The organism is Bacillus sp. JK106, assembly GCF_053663355.1.
In genome coordinates, this window is record NZ_JBSJQC010000004.1 from 23,364 (window position 1) to 44,792 (window position 21,429).

The 21,429-nt window shown below is 46.0% G+C and carries 21 protein-coding genes; 17 read left to right on the forward strand and 4 right to left on the reverse strand.

The features are described from left to right. Positions 1–54 precede the first annotated feature (54 nt). The 6 genes from cdaA to ACWJJS_RS15490 all read left to right on the forward strand — a co-directional run bounded on the left by cdaA (position 55) and on the right by ACWJJS_RS15490 (position 7,841). Entirely contained in the window at positions 55–876 is an 822-nt protein-coding gene (gene cdaA, locus ACWJJS_RS15465) for a diadenylate cyclase CdaA (protein WP_017419295.1), read from the forward strand. Further along, positions 869–2,308: a CdaR family protein gene (locus ACWJJS_RS15470; protein WP_173613204.1), complete on the forward strand. Its 1,440-nt coding sequence runs from the start codon at positions 869–871 to the stop codon at positions 2,306–2,308. The genes cdaA and ACWJJS_RS15470 overlap by 8 nt, the downstream gene beginning before the upstream one ends. A gap of 17 nt (positions 2,309–2,325) precedes the next feature. Next, positions 2,326–3,672: a phosphoglucosamine mutase gene (gene glmM, locus ACWJJS_RS15475; protein ID WP_007408011.1), complete on the forward strand. Its 1,347-nt coding sequence runs from the start codon at positions 2,326–2,328 to the stop codon at positions 3,670–3,672. Positions 3,673–4,103: 431 nt separating this feature from the next. Continuing rightward, a complete protein-coding gene (gene glmS / locus ACWJJS_RS15480) occupies positions 4,104–5,906 on the forward strand; it encodes a glutamine--fructose-6-phosphate transaminase (isomerizing) (protein WP_003156758.1) in 1,803 nt (600 codons plus the stop codon). A 422-nt stretch (positions 5,907–6,328) separates the two neighbouring features. Then, the gene (locus tag ACWJJS_RS15485; RefSeq protein ID WP_454023687.1) at positions 6,329–7,201 is read left to right on the forward strand and encodes an ABC transporter ATP-binding protein; all 873 of its coding nucleotides are present in this window, start codon (positions 6,329–6,331) and stop codon (positions 7,199–7,201) included. Continuing rightward, complete coding sequence (locus ACWJJS_RS15490) at positions 7,179–7,841, forward strand: ABC-2 transporter permease (protein WP_026092313.1); 663 nt, start codon at positions 7,179–7,181, stop codon at positions 7,839–7,841. Before ACWJJS_RS15485 ends, ACWJJS_RS15490 begins: the two co-directional genes overlap by 23 nt. Positions 7,842–7,917: 76 nt before the next feature. On the opposite strand, the gene ACWJJS_RS15495 is transcribed toward ACWJJS_RS15490, so the two are convergent. Next, positions 7,918–8,799 carry a hypothetical protein gene (locus tag ACWJJS_RS15495; protein WP_454023688.1) on the reverse strand — a complete coding sequence of 294 codons (882 nt, stop codon included), beginning with the start codon at positions 8,797–8,799 and terminating at the stop codon, positions 7,918–7,920. Positions 8,800–8,934: 135 nt separating this feature from the next. On the opposite strand from ACWJJS_RS15495, the gene ACWJJS_RS15500 reads away from it, so the two are divergent. Beyond that, on the forward strand, positions 8,935–10,101 hold the full coding sequence (locus tag ACWJJS_RS15500) for a DUF4885 family protein (protein ID WP_454023689.1): 1,167 nt from the start codon (positions 8,935–8,937) through the stop codon (positions 10,099–10,101). A 52-nt stretch (positions 10,102–10,153) separates the two neighbouring features. Here the strand turns inward: ACWJJS_RS15500 and ACWJJS_RS15505 are convergent, their stop codons facing one another. The 3 genes from ACWJJS_RS15505 to ACWJJS_RS15515 form a co-directional block, all read right to left on the reverse strand. Next, entirely contained in the window at positions 10,154–10,999 is an 846-nt protein-coding gene (locus ACWJJS_RS15505) for an aldo/keto reductase (protein WP_079890943.1), read from the reverse strand. A gap of 110 nt (positions 11,000–11,109) precedes the next feature. Then, positions 11,110–11,802 carry an LrgB family protein gene (locus ACWJJS_RS15510; protein ID WP_070081295.1) on the reverse strand — a complete coding sequence of 231 codons (693 nt, stop codon included), beginning with the start codon at positions 11,800–11,802 and terminating at the stop codon, positions 11,110–11,112. Continuing rightward, positions 11,772–12,176, reverse strand: a complete 405-nt coding sequence (locus tag ACWJJS_RS15515; RefSeq protein ID WP_070081296.1) for a CidA/LrgA family holin-like protein — start codon at positions 12,174–12,176, stop codon at positions 11,772–11,774. The genes ACWJJS_RS15510 and ACWJJS_RS15515 overlap by 31 nt, the downstream gene beginning before the upstream one ends. A 194-nt stretch (positions 12,177–12,370) precedes the next feature. Here ACWJJS_RS15515 and ACWJJS_RS15520 point away from each other — a divergent pair, with 194 nt between their 5' ends. The 10 genes from ACWJJS_RS15520 to ACWJJS_RS15565 all read left to right on the forward strand — a co-directional run bounded on the left by ACWJJS_RS15520 (position 12,371) and on the right by ACWJJS_RS15565 (position 21,382). Further along, complete coding sequence (locus tag ACWJJS_RS15520; protein WP_070081297.1) at positions 12,371–12,802, forward strand: MarR family winged helix-turn-helix transcriptional regulator; 432 nt, start codon at positions 12,371–12,373, stop codon at positions 12,800–12,802. Between the two features lie 425 nt (positions 12,803–13,227). Next, on the forward strand, positions 13,228–14,613 hold the full coding sequence (locus ACWJJS_RS15525) for an amino acid permease (RefSeq protein WP_077721718.1): 1,386 nt from the start codon (positions 13,228–13,230) through the stop codon (positions 14,611–14,613). Between the two features lie 92 nt (positions 14,614–14,705). Continuing rightward, positions 14,706–15,419 carry a YjjG family noncanonical pyrimidine nucleotidase gene (locus tag ACWJJS_RS15530; RefSeq protein WP_454023690.1) on the forward strand — a complete coding sequence of 238 codons (714 nt, stop codon included), beginning with the start codon at positions 14,706–14,708 and terminating at the stop codon, positions 15,417–15,419. Between the two features lie 10 nt (positions 15,420–15,429). Then, positions 15,430–16,560 (forward strand): sensor histidine kinase, encoded by a 1,131-nt coding sequence (locus ACWJJS_RS15535; protein WP_264101301.1) that lies wholly within the window; start codon positions 15,430–15,432, stop codon positions 16,558–16,560. A gap of 4 nt (positions 16,561–16,564) precedes the next feature. Then, entirely contained in the window at positions 16,565–17,209 is a 645-nt protein-coding gene (locus tag ACWJJS_RS15540; protein ID WP_017419306.1) for a response regulator, read from the forward strand. 141 nt (positions 17,210–17,350) lie between these two features. After that, complete coding sequence (locus tag ACWJJS_RS15545) at positions 17,351–18,286, forward strand: ABC transporter ATP-binding protein (protein ID WP_454023691.1); 936 nt, start codon at positions 17,351–17,353, stop codon at positions 18,284–18,286. An 8-nt stretch (positions 18,287–18,294) separates the two neighbouring features. Then, the gene (locus tag ACWJJS_RS15550) at positions 18,295–19,470 is read left to right on the forward strand and encodes an ABC transporter permease (protein WP_454023692.1); all 1,176 of its coding nucleotides are present in this window, start codon (positions 18,295–18,297) and stop codon (positions 19,468–19,470) included. Further along, entirely contained in the window at positions 19,467–20,609 is a 1,143-nt protein-coding gene (locus ACWJJS_RS15555) for an ABC transporter permease (protein WP_317461723.1), read from the forward strand. The genes ACWJJS_RS15550 and ACWJJS_RS15555 overlap by 4 nt, the downstream gene beginning before the upstream one ends. Before the next feature lie 13 nt (positions 20,610–20,622). Then, positions 20,623–20,802: a hypothetical protein gene (locus tag ACWJJS_RS15560; RefSeq protein ID WP_003156739.1), complete on the forward strand. Its 180-nt coding sequence runs from the start codon at positions 20,623–20,625 to the stop codon at positions 20,800–20,802. 103 nt (positions 20,803–20,905) lie between these two features. Continuing rightward, positions 20,906–21,382: a DUF4879 domain-containing protein gene (locus tag ACWJJS_RS15565; protein WP_014304250.1), complete on the forward strand. Its 477-nt coding sequence runs from the start codon at positions 20,906–20,908 to the stop codon at positions 21,380–21,382. Positions 21,383–21,429: the final 47 nt, after the last annotated feature.

The following is a 21,429-nucleotide window of genomic DNA, read 5'->3' on the forward strand; positions in this document are numbered from 1 at the left end:
AGCACAATTCATAACGGAAAAAACGAAATGACTGAATTCTTGGAGGACGAGGAAATGGCTTTTGAGGACATCCCATTTTTGCAATACCTCGGCAATGCCGTTGATATTCTCCTTGTTTGGTATGTGATATATAAATTAATCATGGTCATACGCGGGACGAAGGCGGTTCAGCTTTTAAAAGGAATCGTCGTCATCGTATTGGTCCGGATGGCCAGTTCATATTTGGGACTCAGCACGCTTCAGTGGCTGATGGACCAAGCGATAACATGGGGATTTTTAGCGATCATCATTATATTCCAGCCTGAGCTGAGACGGGCGCTTGAACAGCTCGGACGGGGCCGGTTCTTTTCCAGGAGCGGAACCCCCGTGGAAGAAGCGCAGCATAAGACAATTGAAGCGATTACAAAATCGATCAGCTACATGGCGAAACGCCGCATCGGCGCACTCATCGCCATTGAGCGCGATACGGGAATGGGCGATTATATTGAGACGGGCATCCCGCTTAATGCGCAGGTCAGCTCGGAGCTTTTGATTAATATCTTCATCCCGAATACACCGCTGCATGATGGAGCGGTCATTATGAAAAATAACGAGATTGCGGCGGCAGCCTGTTATCTGCCGCTTTCTGAAAGCCCGTTTATTTCAAAGGAGCTGGGGACACGTCACAGAGCGGCTGTCGGCATCAGTGAAGTGACGGACAGCTTAACCATTATTGTATCTGAAGAGACGGGCGCCATCAGTGTGGCCAAAAACGGAGACCTTCACAGAGAATTGACGGAAGAAGAACTGAAAGAAATGCTTGAAGCCGAGTTTAAGAAGAACGCCAGAGATACTTCTTCTAACCGCTGGTACTGGAGGGGCAAGAAAAATGGATAAATTCTTAAACAACCGCTGGGCTGTAAAGATCATTGCATTGCTCTTGGCGCTGCTGCTTTACGTTGCGGTTAACAACAACCAGGCGCCGACTCCGAAAAAGCCGGGGGAATCCTTTTTTCCGACATCAACGACTGACGAGGCTACGCTTACTGATATTCCTGTAAAAGCATACTACGATGAAGCGAACTATGTCGTCACCGGCGTGCCCCAGACGGTAAATGTCACGATTAAAGGCTCGACAAGCGCGGTGAAAAAGGCGAGACAGACGAAGAATTTTGAGATATACGCCGATATGAATAAGCTGAAGACCGGGACTCATAAGGTCGAATTGAAGGCGAAAAACGTATCGGACGGACTGACGATCTCCATTAACCCATCAGTCACGACGGTTACGATTCAGGAAAAAACGGCTGAGAGTTTTCCCGTGGAAGTTGAATACTACAATAAAAGCAAAATGAAAAAGGGATATACCCCTCAGCAGCCGATTATCAGCCCGAAAAACGTGCAGATTACAGGTTCGAAAAATGTGATTGATAACATTTCACTTGTCAAAGCATCCGTGAACCTTGAAAATGCAAATGAGACCATTGAAAAGGAAGTGAAGGTGACCGTCTATGACAAAGACGGCAACGCACTTCCTGTTGATGTTGAACCGTCAGTCATTAAAGTGACGGTTCCCGTAGCCAGTCCGAGCAAAAAGCTTCCTTTCAAAATCGAAAGAAAGGGAAGTCTTCCGGACGGGGTGAGTGTTGCGAGCATTGACTCGAATCCGAGTGAGGTGACGGTTTACGGCCCGCAGGATGTGCTGGATTCACTGGAATTTATTGACGGCGTATCTCTTGATTTAGGCAAAATTGATAAAGATACCGATATCAATGCCGATATCCCGCTTCCTAAGGGTGTCACTAAGGTATCACCGGAAAAAATCACGCTTCATGTTAAAGTGGACAGTGAAGACAAAAAGGATTTTGACAATGTCGCAATCAAGACGGTCGGACTGGGAGGCTCACAGCAGATTGAGTTTCTCGACCCTGAATCGCAGGCGATAAATATTACGGCCAAAGGCTCTCCCGCCAACATTAAGGCGCTGAAAAAGTCGGACATTGAACTGTATGCCAATGTCTCGGACTTGGATGACGGAGAGCACTCTGTAAAGCTTGAAGTAAACGGCCCGCAAAACGTCACATGGTCCCTGTCAAAAGACACGGTTAAGATCAAGCTGACTTCTAAGAAAAACACAAGTTCAAATAAAAATGACGGCGGCTCCGCTGATTCCGGCAATAATAACGGCACAAGCGGAGACGCAGACAAAGACAAGAGCAAGAACCGGGAAGACGACACTGACAGCGATCAGAATAAAAGTCAAAACCAGGATCAAAATCAAGACCAGGATGAAGACGGATCAAGCGCTGATTCTTCTTCAACAGAATGAAAAAGGAGCGATACAAAATGGGCAAGTATTTTGGAACAGATGGTGTAAGAGGTGTTGCCAACAGCGAGCTTACGCCAGAGCTGGCCTTTAAAGTGGGGCGTTTTGGCGGTTATGTCCTGACCAAAGATAAGCAGCGCCCGAAAGTGCTGATCGGCCGTGATACACGTATCTCCGGACATATGCTGGAGGGAGCCCTTGTCGCCGGACTTTTATCGATCGGAGCTGAAGTGATGCGCCTCGGCGTTATTTCTACGCCGGGGGTATCCTATTTAACGAAAGCCATGGATGCTGAGGCGGGCGTCATGATCTCCGCTTCTCACAACCCCGTACAGGATAACGGAATTAAATTTTTCGGAGGGGACGGCTTTAAGCTTTCTGATGAACAGGAGGCCGAGATTGAACGTCTCATGGATGAACCGGAAGATAAGCTGCCGAGACCAACAGGCGCGGACCTCGGGCTTGTGAACGATTATTTTGAAGGCGTTCAAAAGTATCTGCAATTTTTAAAGCAGACGGCGGACGAAGATTTTACGGGCATTCATGTAGCGCTTGACTGCGCCCATGGTGCGACATCTTCCATTGCGACGCACCTTTTTGCCGATCTCGATGCTGACGTATCTACAATGGGGACGTCTCCGAACGGATTAAACATTAATGATGGCGTCGGTTCTACACACCCGGAAGCGCTGAGTGCTTTCGTCAAAGAAAAAAACGCCGATATCGGCCTTGCGTTTGACGGAGACGGCGACCGCCTCATTGCCGTTGATGAAAAAGGAAACATCGTCGACGGCGATCAGATTATGTACATATGCGCGAAGTATTTGAAATCAGAAGGCCGTCTGAAGGATGATACCGTCGTATCGACCGTGATGAGCAACCTCGGTTTCTACAAAGCGCTTGAAAAAGAAGAAATCAAAAGCGTTCAAACGGCAGTCGGCGACCGCTATGTCGTAGAAGCGATGAAAAAAGACGGCTATAATGTCGGCGGCGAGCAGTCAGGGCACCTTATTTTCCTTGATTACAACACTACCGGCGACGGTCTCTTGTCCGCGATCATGCTTGTGAATACGCTGAAGGCGTCCGGCAAAACCCTTTCAGAACTTGCGGATGAAATGAAAAAATTCCCGCAGCTCTTAGTGAACGTGAAAGTGACGGATAAATATAAGGTAGAAGAAAACGCTAAGGTGAAGGCCGTTATTTCTGAAGTGGAAAAAGAAATGAACGGAGACGGCCGGATTTTAGTGCGCCCGTCAGGCACCGAACCGCTCGTACGCGTGATGGCGGAAGCGAGAACAAAAGAGCTTTGTGACGAATATGTCACAAAAATCGTGGATGTCGTGCGGACAGAAATGGGAGCGGAGTAGCGAAGTTTATAAGCAGAGAGCGAACAAGACAAGTGCGATCAGCATAAAATGATAGTAAACATGATGCCGGGGCGGCAAAAAATAATTGACCGTCCTTGGCACATGCTGTAAAATCAAGCTTGTTCAGCCTTTGTTTTTCACTTGCAGGAAAGGCGGGATTGTTTGCATCTTTTATAATTACAGCGCCCGAACTAAGCGCCCGAAAAACGGCTTAGTTGACGAGGATGGAGGTTATCGAATTTTCGGCGGATGCCTCCCGGCTGATTCATTTAGATCACAGCCGTAAGGATTTCTTCAAACCGGAGGGGCGACTCTCCGAACAAAGAGAAATCACATGATCTTCCAAAAAAACATGTGGGAGGGGACGATTGAAAGTCCCCTTGTAATTTGACTTTCTTCGTCTCCTTTTACACCTTTAGGAGGAAGAAAATATGTGTGGAATTGTAGGTTACATCGGTCAGCTTGATGCGAAAGAGATTTTGTTAAAAGGATTAGAGAAGCTTGAGTACCGCGGTTATGACTCTGCCGGTATCGCTGTGGCGAATGAGCAGGGCGTGCATGTGTACAAAGAAAAAGGCCGCATCGCCGACCTTCGTGAAGTGGTGGATCACACGGTTGAATCTCAAGCGGGAATCGGCCATACACGCTGGGCGACTCACGGCGAACCAAGCTTCCTGAACGCTCACCCGCATCAAAGCGCACTCGGCCGCTTTACACTTGTTCATAACGGTGTGATCGAGAACTATGTTCAGCTGAAGCGCGAATATCTTGAAAACGTTGAACTGAAAAGCGACACGGACACTGAAGTAGTCGTTCAAATGATTGAGCAATTTGTGGCGGGAGGACTCAGCACAGAAGAAGCGTTCCGTAAAACACTGACTCTGTTAAAAGGCTCTTACGCAATTGCATTATTTGACGGTGAAAACACAGACACCATTTACGTTGCAAAAAACAAAAGCCCTCTGTTAATCGGTCTTGGAGATACGTTTAACGTCGTGGCATCTGACGCGATGGCTATGCTTCAAGTAACGAATGAATACGTTGAGCTTTTGGACAAAGAAATGGTGATCGTGACAAAAGACGAAGCCGTGATTAAAAACCTTGACGGTGAAGTCATGACACGTGCGTCTTATATCGCTGAGCTTGACGCCAGTGATATCGAAAAAGGCACATACCCTCACTACATGTTAAAAGAAACGGATGAGCAGCCGCTTGTTATGCGCAAAATCATCCAAACGTATCAGGACGAAAACGGCAGACTGGCCGTGGCGGGCGATGTCGCTGACGCCGTGGCGGAAGCGGACCGCATTTATATCGTGGCTTGCGGAACGAGCTACCACGCCGGTCTTGTCGGGAAACAATATATTGAAATGTGGGCAAACGTACCGGTTGAAGTGCATGTAGCGAGTGAATTCTCTTACAACATGCCGCTTCTGTCTAAGAAGCCGCTCTTTATCTTCCTTTCTCAAAGCGGAGAAACAGCGGACAGCCGTGCCGTGCTTGTTCAAGTCAAAGCGCTGGGTCACAAAGCGCTGACGATTACAAACGTTCCGGGATCAACGCTTTCCCGTGAAGCGGATTACACATTGCTTCTGCACGCAGGCCCTGAGATCGCCGTGGCATCAACAAAAGCGTATACGGCTCAGATTGCCGTCCTCGCGATCCTTGCATCAGTTGCGGCAGAACGCAACGGCGTTGATATCGGTTTTGATTTAGTCAAAGAATTAGGTATCGCGGCAAACGCCATGGAAGCCCTCTGCGACCAGAAGGACGAAATGGAAATGATCGCGCGTGAGTACCTGACTGTTTCAAGAAACGCTTTCTTCATCGGCCGCGGCCTTGACTACTTCGTATGTGTCGAAGGCGCCCTGAAGCTGAAAGAGATTTCTTACATCCAGGCGGAAGGCTTCGCCGGCGGCGAGCTGAAGCATGGAACAATTGCACTGATTGAAGAAGGAACACCGGTCTTTGCGCTTGCGACACAAGAACACGTCAACCTGAGCATCCGCGGAAACGTGAAGGAAGTCGCAGCCCGCGGCGCCAACACTTGCATCATCTCGCTGAAAGGCTTAGAAGACGCAGACGACAGATTCATCCTGCCGGAAGTCAACCCTGCGCTTGCTCCGCTGGTATCTGTTGTGCCATTGCAGCTGATCGCTTACTACGCTGCACTGCACCGCGGCTGTGACGTTGATAAACCGCGCAACCTTGCGAAGAGTGTTACGGTGGAATAATATATTTAACCCCTTTGGTTATTAGCCAGAGGGGTTTTTTAATGCGGAAATGAGAAATACATACTCTTTGCGATTGTAAAGAAATCCCCTTTTATATATTGAAAAGGAATAACACCTGCTTTATAATACGAGATGCATTCCGGTTAACATCCATAAATGTAATCATTAGTAAATCATTTTTGTGTATGTCTCATCGAAAAGTAATCACCTCCAGTAATTTTCATCATGAATATCCATTATATAAATGTAATCAATCGATTACACTTCCAAATTATGATTAAAAAAGACTTTAAAATCCCTTTTGTATTTGTCGGCTCCTGATCCATTATGAATACCTAGACTAGATATGAAAATAACAACATTTTGCAATACTCCGGTTCAATTCTTAAAAAAGTCCTGACAACAATGATAGGAGTGGAATGATGTCAAACCTTTTAGAAATCAGAAACATCAGCAAATCTTTTGGTCATAAAGCTGTTTTAAAGGATGTTACATTCAATGTGCCTGCCGGATCAATTGTCGGTTTTATCGGTGATAACGGCGCAGGCAAATCAACAACATTTAAAACGATATTAGGATTAATCTCTCAGGATAGAGGTAAAGTGAGAATCTTTGGTAAAGAGAATCTGGATAAACATATAAAGTTCAAAGAAGATATTGGTGTCGTATTTGATGCGATGAATCTTCCCGCGCACCTTACGATAAAGCAGCTGAACCATGTATTTAAGAAACTATTCGACGCTTGGGACCAAGACCATTTTTACCGGTTGGTTCATTCTTTCTCTTTACCTATGGACAAAAAAGTGAATACATTCTCGCGCGGCATGTCAATGAAGTTATCTGTAGCTGTTGCTTTGTCGCATAATGCAAAATTATTACTCCTGGATGAAGCAACTGGAGGGCTTGATCCCTCTTCAAGAGATGATCTGTTAAATGAATTAAAAAGCTTTGTGAGTAAAAGCAACGGCGGTATTTTACTTTCATCGCACATTATGACTGATGTCGAGAAGATAGCCAGCCATATCATTATGATGAAAGATGGCGAAATTTTATTAAATGAAGAGAAAGATAAGGTTCTTGAAAGCTATACCGTTATAGATGTTGATGAAGGCCAATTGGCTGAGCTTGACGAAGATATCGTTCTAGCAAAAAGGAATTATGGATCTTATTGGAGTGTGCTTGTATCGGATCAACAGAAGTTGCCGAATGGCGTAACGGCCAACACCATTTCCATAGAAGAAATCAGCGTCTTTTTAACGAGGAGTGAAAACATTGAGAGGTCTGTTACTGACTAACTATTACTTGGTTTATCGGAGTTTCTTTGCATACACAGGGTTGGCCATATTGGTATCAGCAGTCATTTTTTATTTTGGGGATGCTTCAATGCATCGTTTTGTTGCTATGCTGATTATTTTGTTTGTCGTTATGCCCGCACTTGAGGTTATAAAGTATGAGAGCAAGTCTGGCTATGACAGGTATGTCTTGACTTTACCCGTCAGCAGAACAAATATTGTTCAAAGTCACTATTTCTTTTATCTTTTGATTGTTGTGATCGGAGCCGTAATATCTTATGGTATTTTCGTTGTATACAGCCTGGGTTCTGATGAACCAATTGACGGCATATTTAATATTGTCTCTTTTGGAACGTTCATCGTTCTCTTTGCCGGTGCAATCGTTTATCCTCTTCTCTACATGATAGGTCCGGAAAAATCCGATGCTATCGTGATTGGAGGGGCAATGGGGGGACTTTTTGCTACCTTTGGATTGCAAAGTGTCGTTGGGTATGTAGCAGAACAAGTACCGCTGTCATTTTTGCACATAAATCCTTCTTTATATGTTCCGATTATATATCTCATGATCGGCGTTATCTTATATATCATTTCATTTTTCATTGCCGCAGCTATCTATCATAAAAAAGAATTTACAACAGGATAAGGCAAGGAACGGGCTCATAAATTCACTTAAACTTTAAGCAGACAGCCGCCCGCACAATGGGCGGCAGTTCTTCTCATTAATACTGTGATGTCACATCATACTCATAATCAATCTTCAATTTTACATTTTTCATAGTCGATCTAGCTGTTGCGAGTGTGTTGTATTTAAAATTCCAGATGCTTGAGACTGAGAGGTTATCTTCCAGTGTGATATCGTAATTTCCTTGAGTGGAGCTGTTTGCGAGTGCGCGGTGCCACACTTTATTTTCTTCTGACATTATGCAGTGTCTTGTGTTTCCTTGACTTGGTATTTGAGTCGCGGCGGTGCCGATTCTTTTCACTATGGCGTCTTTTGGAATGCTTGTCTGTTTGGTTAAGTCGAGCCTGAGAACGGTTGAATCTGATCCGTTCGGACTGAGGCTTGTATTTCCTTTATTTTCAGCTGCGCCGCTGAATGCGAAGGTCTCGCTTCCAGCTTTGATTCGATCGTAAATGGAGAGTGTAAAGTATATATCATCAGTGTATGAGCCGCGGGACACTTTCACGTAGAACATCTCGTTATTCTCTTTCGCATTTGTAATGGCATAGATAAAAGGAAGCGGCGTATCAGGGTTTATCACTTCTGTGCCTTTACTGACCAGCACTTTATTTTTATTATAAATTTCAATGCTCATTCCCTTGTATTCACTTCTTGTTGAGCTCCTGACATAGAGTCTTTCTCCCTTATTTGCCGTGAAAGTGAAGTACGATTCTTTTTCCCCTTCCGGCAATATGGCTGTATCAATATTTTTATATTTCCAGTAGCCTACCGGATTGGCAGTTTCAAATGAGTGATTTCCTGTAATAGCGCTTATTTGTGATGAGTTCTTTTGAGACGCAGAGGCAGAGGCTGAAGGTGCAAACAATACGCCTGATAATACGATTGCACTGACAAATAGTATAGATATATACTTTTTCATGGAAAAATCCCCCTTTTTGACTACATCATACATAAAAAACCCCCATAATGTAAACATTTGTTATTTTAGGTTAAAATCAACTGGAAAACAGCCGATACAAACACTAGAACATTATCTCAAGCGGAGGTTAAAAACATGCGCCTAAACGCTCGTTATATAAAAAATCAAATAATGGCTCAGCAAGCGCTTCAGCGGTATTCTTCCAAAACAAATGTGAAAGATGCGGCAAAAGGGCCGGACAGCTTATTGATTCAGGCAAGCGGCACCCGCGATCTCAGCCAGGTGAATTATTCAAGGAGCGGTGTCACTGAGAAAGGGAGCAGCCTGTCCCGTTTATATCAATCCGCAAATCAGAAAACGATTGCGGATAATGGGAATGAGACAGTAATAGCCGCTGATAATCCGTATGAGTCTGAGAGTGATATTGCAAGCAGGATTCTTGATGAGAAATACAGCCGTATCAATGAAATCAATAAACGAAAATCAGATCCTTTGCGTTTTATTAAGGACAAATACCAGCGTCCCGATTCACCTTATTTCAGGAGTGATTTAACAGAATCAGAGCGTCAGGCCGCTTATCATAATGAAACGGAATGGCTGTTTAAGGGGAAAGCCCAGAGCTATGATTTCCGTGATGCGGCGTTTCGGGGTGAAACGCTCAACGGAGAGATTCAAGGAGAAAATGAAAAGGTGTTTCAGAGAGGGCAGGTCAATCAGCAAATCGGTGTGCTTTTTCATCGGAATCATATTCAGATTCCGGAGGGTGCGAATCTTACATTTACGATATCACCGATTGATTATCTGTTAAAAGTGAGCGGGATTGACGATAAAGAGCTCACTCAGCAGATTGAAGCCGTCTTAAACTCCGGGGAAAACAGCAAAGAGCTGTTTGCGCACATCATTCGCAGCCGGAGTGATGACTCCTCGCAGTTTACGCCGGAAACATATGAGAAATATCAAGTCGTTCGGGAAATGTATGAGGTGACCGGCTATCATCTGAAAGACTTGCAGATCGTGGACGGAAAGTACGTCACAGAAGACGGCCGTGACCTTTTAGACGTCTATAAGGAAGCGCTGCAGCACGATCCTTTGCTGAAACATACGGCGGCAGAAGCGGCCGCCCATTACGGACAGGCGCTCACGAAGCTTGCGAGAACGGGTTATGACGCCATTCCTGATTTGGTGCTGTCCATTGAGTATAAAAACGGATCTCTGCGTGATGCCGGTCAAAGCAGGCAATACGGATCTGGGGATACAGATTGGCTTTCTGAATGGAAACGGGAGCTGTGTGTGCGTATATAAAATGAGAAAAAAGCTGACGAACGATGCCGTCAGCTTTTCTTTATGTGTTTTCTTAAAACTCCTCATACTCCGCCGGGTCTTGGCCGTTTATGCGTCCGTCGGGGCGGGTAAGCGAGTCGATGATGTTCATGTCGTTTTCATCAAGGGAGAAATCAAAAACAGAGATGTTTTCAAGCTGGCGCTCGGGCGATGCTGATTTTGGAATCGGGATGGCGCCCAGCTGGATATGCCAGCGCAAAATGACTTGAGAAATGGTTTTGCCGTATTTGTCCGCAATCTGTCCGAGTTTTTGATCGTTTAATACTTCACCGGCGCGGGATAACGGACTCCATGATTCTGTCACGATACCCTGTTCTTCGTGCCATTGGCGCTGCTGCTGCTGATTAAAAGCGGGATGCAGTTCAATTTGGTTGATGCCTGGCTTTACGCCGGTTTCACGTTCGAGCCGTTCGATATGCTCAGGCAGGAAATTGCAGACGCCGATGGATCGGATCAGGCCCCATTTTTTCGCATCAATCAGTGCCTGCCATGCTTCCGTGTAGCGGTCTTGTTTCGGATTCGGCCAATGGACGAGATACAGGTCATAGTAGTCCAGACCGGCGCGGTATAAAGATTCTTGGATGGTTTGTACAGCTTTGTCATAGTCATGGTAGCGCCCGGGCAGCTTGGACGTCACGTATAGCTGTTCTCTCGGAACAGAACTTCTGCGGATGGCTTCTCCGACCGTCCCTTCATTTTCATAGTTATAAGCGGTGTCAATCAGACGGTAGCCGATATCAATGGCGCTGGTAATGGCATGAACGCCATTGTTTCCATTAAGAGCGTATGTACCGAAGCCGATCGCGGGAATGCTTGTCCCATCCAGCAGTTTCTTTTGCGGAATTGTCCCAGTCATCATTAAATCCCTCCTTGTTTTCTACTTTACCATTATTCTTACAAATGAAACATAATAATGGAAGGAAATGAGATGATCCGCACATGAAAAAAGCTGACGGAGAACCGCCGGCTTTAAATTTGAAACATCCATGCTACAACGGGGCCGAAGACCGACCCTAACACGGCGCAGAGCGTCATGGAAACAGAACTCATGGAGACCGTTAATTCTCCGTACTCCATTGCTTTTGAGGTGCCGAGCGCATGGGAAGCGCTCCCGAATGCAATTCCTTTCCCGAGTGAGCTGCGGATGCGGATCCACTTGAGAAGCAGCGGTCCTAAGATAACGCCGGAAAACCCTGCGATCATGACGAACACGACTGTCATGGAAGGGACACCGCCGATACCGGACGCAATCTGTATGGCGACAGGCGTCGTAATTGATTTTGGGATAATTGACAAAATCAAACTCCGGCTGATGCCGAACAGCTCTGCAAATAGCAGGCCGCTGACCATTCCGGAGAATAAACCGGCCAACACGCCGCCGATGATCGGAAACATATACTTGATTAACACCCGGCGCTGCTTATAAAGCGGGTATGCCAAAGCCACCACGGCGGGTCCGAGCAGTGAATTGATCCATTGTCCGCCGATCATATACGCTTTATACGGAATATGAAAAACAAGCAGCACGGCGATAATGAAAATCGTAGTGGTCAAAACCGGTATGAGAAAGGGATATGGAAAGCGCACATATAATCTCACCATAGCCAGATAGGCGGCGGCCGTGAACAAAATTATAACGATTGCGATACATGCTTGCTGCACTTCTTTTTCTCCTTTCTCTGATTGGCTTTGTGCTCTAACAGCTGGCTCGCGTATCCTGCGGCGATCATTGTGACGATGGTGCTCAGCACGATGATCAGAAACAGAGCAGCCCCGCTGGCGGAAAACAGTGACGGGTAATTGATGACGCCCGTCATGGCCGGAATGAATAAGAGCGGAAGAAAAGACAGCAAAAATCCGGCTCCGTCTTCAATCATTTTGACGGGAATGATCTTAACCGATAAACATATGATCAGCAGGATCAAACCGATGATGCTTCCGGGAATGGGCAGGTGAAAGAACTGCTGAACGGTTCCCCCGATAAAGGAAAATGCGAATAAAATAATGATTTGCAAGATGATGCGTATGACTTTCACGACAATGCTGTTCTTTGGAGAAGAGCAGCTTCCCCCTTTCTTGATGTTTCTATAAGTTTCTTTACTTTTGGCACATATATTTGTACTATACAAATATATGTATGCAAAATATTTCTATATGTTTTCTGAGTAAATGTGCATATGTTTGTATTATACAACTAATGTTGCTGTTGTCAATGTAAGGAGTGAGGCGTTTGTCAAAACAAGATCCGATTGAATTAATTGAATATGAGCTCACCACTTTTATCAGGAGAGCTGTTTATCTTGATAACTCCGACCGTAAAATCGGACATCTGGAAAGGGCTGCGTATTTGTTATTACGGCAGCTGGATGAATTCGGGCCGGCGCGTGTGAAGGAATTGGCCGAATCATTTAAGCTGGATATTTCCACATTGTCACGCCAGGCAGCGGCCTTGGAGTCGAAAGAGCTGATCCAGCGTTTTTCTGATCCTTCTGACGGGCGGGTCAGTCTGTTTGCGATTACGAAGCTTGGCAAACAGAGGTTAAAAGCTGATAAAAAGATGCGTCTTGAGCGGTATCATCGTATGCTTGACGATTGGTCCGGCGATGAAAAAGAAATGTTCAGCCGGCTTTTGCTGCGGCTGAATGAGGCATTTATCGATTAATGCATGATTTTTGCCGGGTTAAGCAGGATTATGGCGTATACAAGGGAGAATGGAAGAGAGTAAGGCTTTACGCCATTCTGCTTAGCAAAAATAATATTGAATAGGGGGCGGAAAACGTTTCTCCTGGGAAATAATGTTTCTCGGAGGCTGCGGCATTTATTATCTCAATATTCATAATTCAATGAAAATGAAAGCGCTTTATTTTTACTCCATTGGTTCAGAGTGTAAGGTGTTTACCTGAAAAAAACAATTGTATTTTTCACGAAAATTTATTATGATGGAATAAGGAAATTGGAGATTATATAACGATAGAAAGATAGAATATTTCTAATATTGCGGGAAATGAAGATTGAGTTAGGTTCAACAGGTGCACCTTCTGCTTCATTATTTCACATATATCAGAGCTGTTAAGAGGAGGAAGCGAAGTGGCAAACAAAGAATTAAAGAGAGGCTTAGGCGCGCGTCATATACAGATGATTGCGCTGGGCGGCACGATCGGTGTCGGTTTATTCATGGGGTCTTCCAGCACGATCGGATGGACCGGGCCGTCTGTCCTGCTGGCTTATGCGATCTCGGGTATCTTTATCTTTTTTATCATGCGTGCGATGGGCGAAATGCTCTATGTAGAGCCGAGTACAGGGTCGTTTGCGACATTCGGCCATAAGTATATACATCCGTTAGCCGGCTATATGACGGCGTGGAGCAACTGGTTTCAATGGGTGATCGTCGGGATGTCTGAAATTATCGCCGTCGGTTCGTATATGAAATATTGGTTTCCTGATCTGCCGGCATGGATTCCCGGCATTATCGCCATGGCCATTCTCGGTGCGGCGAATTTAATTTCGGTAAAATCTTTCGGTGAGTTTGAATTTTGGTTTGCCATGATCAAAATCGTCACCATTATTCTGATGATTGTTGCCGGAATCGGGATTATTTTCTTCGGTTTCGGTAACGGAGGGCATGCGATCGGATTATCTAATTTATGGTCGCACGGCGGTTTCTTTACAAATGGTTTTTCAGGATTTTTCTTTGCTTTGTCTTTGGTTGTTGCGGCCTATCAAGGGGTCGAGCTGATCGGAATTACGGCAGGGGAAGCGAAGGACCCGCAAAAAACGCTGCGAAGCGCGATTCAGAGCATTATCTGGCGGATTTTGATTTTCTACATCGGTGCGATTTTCGTGATCGTTACCGTATATCCGTGGAATGAGCTTCACTCACTCGGCAGTCCGTTTGTTTCGACATTTGCGAAAGTCGGGATTACGGCGGCGGCCGGTTTGATTAACTTTGTTGTGATTACCGCTGCGATGTCCGGATGCAACAGCGGGATATTCAGTGCGGGACGTATGCTTTATACGTTAGGCGTGAACGGACAGGCGCCGAAATTCTTTAAGAAAGTTTCTTCGAGCGGTGTGCCGATATTCGGTACGCTTGCGGTATTAATCGGACTTGTGATCGGTGTCGTGCTGAACTACATCGCGCCTCCGAAAATTTTTGTTTATGTGTACAGCGCGAGTGTGCTGCCGGGAATGATTCCGTGGTTCGTCATTTTAATCAGCCATCTCGGTTTCAGAAGAGCGAAGGGCGCTGAGCTTGATAAGCATCCGTTTAAAATGCCTTTTGCGCCGTTTACAAACTATTTGACGATCTCTTTCTTACTCATGGTATTGATCGGCATGTGGTTTAACAAAGATACGCGGATTTCTTTGGTTGTCGGGGTGATTTTCCTGGCGGTTGTGACGGTCAGCTATTATGCGTTCGGTATCGGCAAGCGCATGCCTGGTGAAAAATCGAAAATAGAAGACGCTGTATAATTCAAAAAGACACCTCTCTTACAGGGGTGTCTTTTTCGGCTTGTCCGCGAGTGGTATACTGGTTAAAAAAAGCAGAACCGGGGGAAACATCGATGAGTCATTACCGTACGTTATTATTTGATATAGACAATACGCTGCTGGATTTTACCGCTTCAGAAACCGATGCTCTTCAAAAATTGTTTCAAGGTTCAAAGCTGGAGCTGACGGCAGAGGTGGAAGCCCGTTATAAAGCGTTAAATCAAGGGCTGTGGAAGGCGTTTGAAGAGGGGGAAATGACCCGCGATGAAGTGGTGAATACACGGTTTGCCCTTTTGTTTAAAGAATACGGCCTCGAAGCCGACGGCGTGCTGATGAATCAGGCGTACCGCCAATACTTAGAAGAAGGGCACCAGATGATAGACGGAGCTTATGAGCTGATTGAACGGCTGAGTCCTTTATTTGATTTATACATCGTGACGAACGGCGTCTCAACATCACAATATAAGCGGCTGGGCGACTCCGGTCTGTATCCGTTTTTTAAAGATGTGTTTGTATCTGAGGACACGGGTTTTCAAAAGCCGATGAAGGAATACTTTGATTATGTATTTGCGAGAATTCCCGGTTTTTCTGCCGGGCACGGGCTTATTATCGGCGATTCATTGAGCGCGGACATAAAAGGCGGTCAGATGGCGGGAATGGATACGTGCTGGTTTAATCCCGGAAAGAAAGCAAATGAGTCCGGGATCATCCCGACGCATGAAATTCATTCGCTTGATGAGCTGTATGATGTGCTGAACGTGGAGCGAAAAGCCGCCGCTCATCTGTAAGGAGAATACGATGAAGATAGCACATACGAAGTTACTGATCAGGGGTTTTGCATTACTATCAATCTTTCATGCGATTCTTCAGCTTCCTCCCGGCCGGGGGGAGCTGAAGGTTTTTTTGTCTGTGCTCGTGATGATGCTGACGGCTAATGACTGCCTGCGGCCGCTATATATGAAGAGAAGGCCTGCTGTATATCAAGGCTCTTTTCTCCTGAGCAACGTTATCGCGGGAGTTCTTTTGTACAATGTCTATAGTGTGGGGACACAGGCCGTAATGGTGCTTTTATTGGCGGAGGTGCTTATTACTGATCAGCAGATTCCGGCTGTTTTGTTAACGGTGAATGCCGCCGCATTTGCAGCAGCTTTATACGCCGGAGGAGCGGGTGTCAGTGATATCGTGCCGCCATACTTCATCATGTTTGCGGTGATTTATTTATATCGGAAAAACCTGCAGGAGAAGTCGAAGGTAGAATTGCTGAACCGAGAGCTGAAAACCGCTAATGACACACTGAAGGAATATTCAGACCGGATTGAGGAACTGGCCGTTACGAAAGAAAGAACAAGAATTGCGCAGGAGCTGCATGATTCTCTCGGTCATTATCTGGCTGCTCTGAAAATGAATTTAGAATTTGCCGGGAAGACAGCCGGGCATCAGCCGGACAAAGTGAAGCAGATCATTCATAAGGCGCATGATCTTACGAAAGAATCCATTTTAAAGCTTCGCCAGGCGGTTACGCTGCTGCAGGGCTCTTTGGCCGGGCGGGCGTTTGAGCAAGAGCTCCGTGACATTTTCAGTCATTTTCAAGAGGCGGGAGGCATTCGCTTCGAGCTGGAGACGGACGCGGCCATAGAAGCGGAACAGCCGGATGTGAAGCATTGTCTTTATCAATCCGTTCAGGAAACGATTACGAATGCGATAAAGCATGGACATGCTTCATATGTTTCTGTCCGGATTCAAAAAAACCGAAATATGATATTGGCGCACATTCATAATAACGGCTCAGCCTGCGGAACGATCATAAAATCAAATGGTCTGAAAGGAATTGAGAAAAGAGCGGCCGCACTTGGCGGAGAGGCTGTTTTCTCTTCCGGGAAGGAAACGGGTTTTGACGTGAAAATAAGGATTCCATGCAAGGAGGAATAATCAAGTGAATGTCATGATTGCAGACGACCAGTCCATTGTGAGAGAGGGGCTGAAAATGATTCTGAGTCTTCACGAAGGAATTCAAATATCGGGAGAGGCTTCTTGCGGCGAAGAGGTACTCCGGCTGCTTTCTCAAACCGAAACCGATGTGATTTTGATGGATATCAGAATGCCCGGTATGGACGGAATCGAAACGACAAAAGCGGTAAAAGTGCGATATCCTTCCGTAAAAGTCATCATTCTGACAACGTTTGAAGATGATCACTATATTTTTGCCGGGCTGAAAAGCGGAGCCGACGGCTATCTCTTGAAGGATGCTGATTCAGATGAAATTACCGCCTCCCTTCAAGCCGTTTATGAAGGGAAGATGATGCTGAATCCCAAAATCACGGTTTCCGTCGTAAAAGCGCTGAACAATTTGGAGATCCCTGCGGTGCAGGAAGAGCCGCGGTCAAAGCTGAAGGAGATTCTCACGCCGAGAGAGCTTGATGTGGCGAAACACATTATGGAAGGCAAAAGCAATAAACGCATTGCCGCAGACTTATTTCTGACTGAAGGCACTGTGAAAAACTATGTATCCAGAATCCTCGATAAACTTGAAGTGTCAAACAGAACCGAGCTTACCTTATATTTGCAAAAATTGCTATAACCCCGCTTCACCCTCCTCTCTCCCTTTTTATCACTAAACATATGACGAAAGTAATACCCATATCGAGTACGAAAGTGAATAGAAAACAAGGATCGCCAAGAGTAGAATAAGTGCAGACATGACACAAGGAGTGCTGCACGAATGCTCGAATTAACGGATTTGACAAAGAAGTACGGCGATTTTACCGCTGTCAATCATATATCACTGCGCATCGAAAAAGGAGAGATATTCGGTCTGCTGGGGCCAAACGGCGCCGGTAAATCAACAACGGTGTCGATGATCAGCACCGTGCTCTCGCCGACGGGCGGAACAATCTGTATTGACGGAGCCTCATTGCAGGAGCAGCCTGCGGCCATAAAAAAAGTGATGGGAGTCGTCCCGCAGGAAATCGCTTTATATCAAGCGTTAAGCGCAAAGGATAATTTGGCTTTTTTCGGAAGTCTGTACGGACTTTCCGGTAAGGAACTTTGTAAACGGGTTGATGAAGTGCTGGACATCATCGAATTACAGGAACAGCGAAATCAAAGGATATCTGAGTTTTCGGGCGGCATGAAAAGACGGGTGAATATCGGTGCCGCGCTAATGAATGAACCGAAACTATTCATTTTAGATGAACCGACCGTCGGAATTGATCCGCAATCCAGACACCACATTCTTGAAACCGTGAAGACGTTAAATCAAGAAAAAGGGATGACCGTCATCTACACGAGCCATTACATGGAAGAGGTCGAATACCTCTGTGAAAAAGCGGCGATCATGGATCACGGCTCAATCATTGCCTGCGGGACGAAAGACGAATTGAAGCAGTCAGCCAAAGCCTCTGATACCCTGACCGTGAATGCAGAGGGGCTGAATGATGATGCCGTTAAAAAAATCCGCCGCATTCCCGGTGTTGCTGAGGCTGCTGTCAGCCGGCAGACCATTACGATGCTCGTCTCTGCGGCAGATCGCAATATCCTTGATATTGCGGATGATATCAGGAAAACCGGTATCACCATTAAGGGCATTCATTTCGAGGAAGCCAATCTGGAAAGCATTTTCCTCCGGCTCACCGGCAAAACGCTGCGGGATTCATAGGGGGCGTCATGAAAATATTATTCAGGCTGATCTTATTAGATTTTCGGTTATTGGCCGGCGCAAAGTCTTTCTATATAAAACTGCTTCTGTTTCCGGCGCTGATGATTTTCATTTTAGGAACGGTTTTTCACGGCGATTCGAAAGTGAAGCCATTTCAGACCGCGTTTTATAATGCGGATCACGCGGAGAGTTCTTTGGGTGACCAATTAAAGAATGACGTGCTGAACCAAAATGATCGCATCCGTGTAAAAGATATAGGCAGTTATCAAGAAGGGAAACAGCTGGTCGAAAGCGGCAAAGTCTCCGTTTTTGTATACGTGCCGAAAGGCTTTGCAAAAGCGGCGGAACACAATGAAAAAACAAGTATCAAAGTCATCTCGGACCAACAAGGCTCTGTAAACGGAGACATTGTGGAAATGATGGCCGATTCGTTTGTCACCAGAGTAAAAGCGGAATTCAGCGAAGAAAAAGCGGTGCTGAAGCAGTCGGGACATCTGTCAAAGAGAGATGTCAGCGGCCTTTCGGGTGAACGTGGACAGGCTGTCACCATTCCGAAACAGTCCGCAGGCAATCACGCGGCTCCGATTGATGCGATGCAGTATTATTCAATCGCAATGGTCGTCATGTTCTCCATTATGACCGCGTTTGCGCTCATTCACGGGATAGTGGAAGAGAGACAGCAGCACACGTTATTCAGAATCAAATCAATGCCTGTTTTACGTATCCAATACGTGGCGGGTAAGCTTTTGGGAATCATGTTTGCCATCCTGATGCAAATGGCTGCTGTCATCATCGCAAGCAGCATCTTATATCAGGTAAAATGGGGCAATTTGTTTGAAGTATTGCTGGTGACGATCGTTTATTCATTTGCGATCGGCAGTATTGTGCTCCTTTGGGGGGCTGCTGCAAAAAACCACGAGACCGTCTCAAGCATGGCGGCTCCTATTCTGTATGGCTTCAGTTTTTTAGGCGGAAGTTTTATCGCAAAAGACGGCTTGCCTGACAGTTTGAAAATCGTGCAGGAGCTGATACCGAACGGCAAAGCGATCAACAGCTATATCAGTGTCACGCAGCATGCCGGTCTGAGCGGTATTGCGGCGGATTTGGCAGAGCTTGCTGCCATCGGCGCCGTGTTTTTATGTTTGACCGTCTGGGTGTTTAAACGGAAGGAGGCGGTTTCATGATGCAGCTGTTATTCATGATCAGACATCAGCTGAAACTGATGCTGCAAAATCGGGCTGCCATCTTTGCGACGATTTCCGCTCCGCTCCTTCTCACATATTTCTTTTCCTTTTCTGCGGAAGGCAGTCAGCAGAAGGAAGTATATGTAGCTGATGAGGATCAGAGCGCCTATTCAGCGCAATTTATGAAAATGATTCAGACAGCCGGCCATATAAAAGTCACGAAGGTCACGGAGGACGTATTAAAAACAAAGGTTAATCATCAGGATATATCCTTTGGATTGCTGATCGGCTCTCATTTTGAAGAGACATTATTTTCCGGAGATGAATTGAACGTTTCATTTATTCAGAATGAAGAAAAGGGTGATGCTGTTTTGACAGAGCAGCTGATTGCGCAGCAGGCGGGCGCGCTGAAAAAAATAGTCCGCGATGCAAAAGTGATATCCCGCACGCTGCACACCGACGGGAAGCAGGCGGCAGCTGATCTCTTGAAGGATATTCAGGGTCATTCCGCCGTCACCGTTGACCGCCATCACGTTTATGCAGGCGGGCAGGCGGTCGACAGACTCATCGGATTTTTAGTGATGTTTATCTGGTTCGTTGCAGTCCAAAGCCTGCGATCATTTATAGATGAACAAGAAAATCATACATATGACAGATTGCTGAGCACGCCCGTTTCCTATACGGCATATGCAATTTCTAAGTTTGCGGCGGCGTATCTTTTCGGACTTCTCCATATTATCGTGATTCTCGCTGCCGGAACATTCATGCTGCACATCCGTTTTGCTGATCATGTTTTTGCTGCTGGAGCGGTGCTTGCGGCCTGCTCGTTTGCGCTGACTGCTGTAACGATGGCCGTGATACCGTTCATGAAGAGCCAAAAGCAATTCACGTCGCTTGCTTCCGTTTTTATAGCTGTCACGGGTTTATTGGGAGGGGCTTTCTTCACATTAGACACGGCTCCGGAGTACATGCGGATGCTGTCATTGTTTACCCCTGAAAAATGGGCGATCGGCGCATTTCAAAACAATGGCGGAGACAGCATGCAGATAGTGCCGCTGAGCCTGTTTCTTGCCGCCGGTGCAGCGTCATTGGTTTTATCACTCTATTTGATAAACCGTAATATGAAAAAACACAGTTAGGAGGATGGCTGCTTTGTATATGGCAGAAATCATCGGAATCATAGAAGTGCTCGCTGGAGCCGCAATGAACGTATGGATCGGCTGGCTCGGAAAAACTTTTTTCGGTAAAGATGACAGAAGTTCAAGAGTCGTGTTAAGAATCTGCGGCATCTTTCTCATAATCAATGGCGTTTCCAGAGCGTTTCATATCTAGTTCACAAAATATTCCGGACTCTTTTATAAAATGTAATCTTTTTCCTTGGGAATCATGTAAAATAGTATAGGATTCTACGAAAAGAATAAGAGGAGGAAGAAACATGAAAAAGAGACTCGTTATGCTATTTGCCGCGGCCGCCGCTGCTTTGTTGCTTGTGAGCGGGTTGTGGGCTCCGTCAGCGTCTGCGGCGCCGGCTCCTGCTTTAACACAAATCCGTATTATCGGTGTGACGTCTGACGGTCAGAATTACCAATGGGAAAATATCGGGCCGAACCAAATCAGCGCATCAAAACCGATGAAGGGGACAACGGGTTATTTAGCCGTATATTTCCAAGGGTATCCGAACAATAACACGATTCAGGCGTTTAACAACGGAACGAATATTACAAATCTTACGTCAAAAGCGCTGGAAGATGAATATACGAAAAACGGCAATATCGTTACAGGCTATATTAAATATTACAGCGTTCCTCTTTCTTATGTCAGTTCAGGAACGTTCTCTTTCTCCGCAACGGGACTGAACGGGCCGTACACGCCGTTAAGCAGCGGATTTTTCTCCATTCAGGTACAGAGTTAAAACAGCCGCCCGGTGCTTTCATGTATAGTTTTTCTCTCTTTCCGGGA

Excerpts from the sequence above, each read along its gene's own strand:
- ACWJJS_RS15500 (WP_454023689.1), top strand. The coding sequence starts at position 8,935 with ATGCGCCTAAACGCTCGTTATATAAAAAATCAAATAATGGCTCAGCAA.
- cdaA (WP_017419295.1), top strand. The coding sequence starts at position 55 with ATGGCTTTTGAGGACATCCCATTTTTGCAATACCTCGGCAATGCCGTT.
- ACWJJS_RS15555 (WP_317461723.1), top strand. The coding sequence starts at position 19,467 with ATGATGCAGCTGTTATTCATGATCAGACATCAGCTGAAACTGATGCTG.
- ACWJJS_RS15505 (WP_079890943.1), bottom strand. The coding sequence starts at position 10,999 with ATGATGACTGGGACAATTCCGCAAAAGAAACTGCTGGATGGGACAAGC.
- ACWJJS_RS15530 (WP_454023690.1), top strand. The coding sequence starts at position 14,706 with ATGAGTCATTACCGTACGTTATTATTTGATATAGACAATACGCTGCTG.
- glmS (WP_003156758.1), top strand. The coding sequence starts at position 4,104 with ATGTGTGGAATTGTAGGTTACATCGGTCAGCTTGATGCGAAAGAGATT.
- glmM (WP_007408011.1), top strand. The coding sequence starts at position 2,326 with ATGGGCAAGTATTTTGGAACAGATGGTGTAAGAGGTGTTGCCAACAGC.
- ACWJJS_RS15545 (WP_454023691.1), top strand. The coding sequence starts at position 17,351 with ATGCTCGAATTAACGGATTTGACAAAGAAGTACGGCGATTTTACCGCT.
- ACWJJS_RS15550 (WP_454023692.1), top strand. The coding sequence starts at position 18,295 with ATGAAAATATTATTCAGGCTGATCTTATTAGATTTTCGGTTATTGGCC.
- ACWJJS_RS15565 (WP_014304250.1), top strand. The coding sequence starts at position 20,906 with ATGAAAAAGAGACTCGTTATGCTATTTGCCGCGGCCGCCGCTGCTTTG.
- ACWJJS_RS15470 (WP_173613204.1), top strand. The coding sequence starts at position 869 with ATGGATAAATTCTTAAACAACCGCTGGGCTGTAAAGATCATTGCATTG.
- ACWJJS_RS15535 (WP_264101301.1), top strand. The coding sequence starts at position 15,430 with ATGAAGATAGCACATACGAAGTTACTGATCAGGGGTTTTGCATTACTA.
- ACWJJS_RS15495 (WP_454023688.1), bottom strand. The coding sequence starts at position 8,799 with ATGAAAAAGTATATATCTATACTATTTGTCAGTGCAATCGTATTATCA.
- ACWJJS_RS15485 (WP_454023687.1), top strand. The coding sequence starts at position 6,329 with ATGTCAAACCTTTTAGAAATCAGAAACATCAGCAAATCTTTTGGTCAT.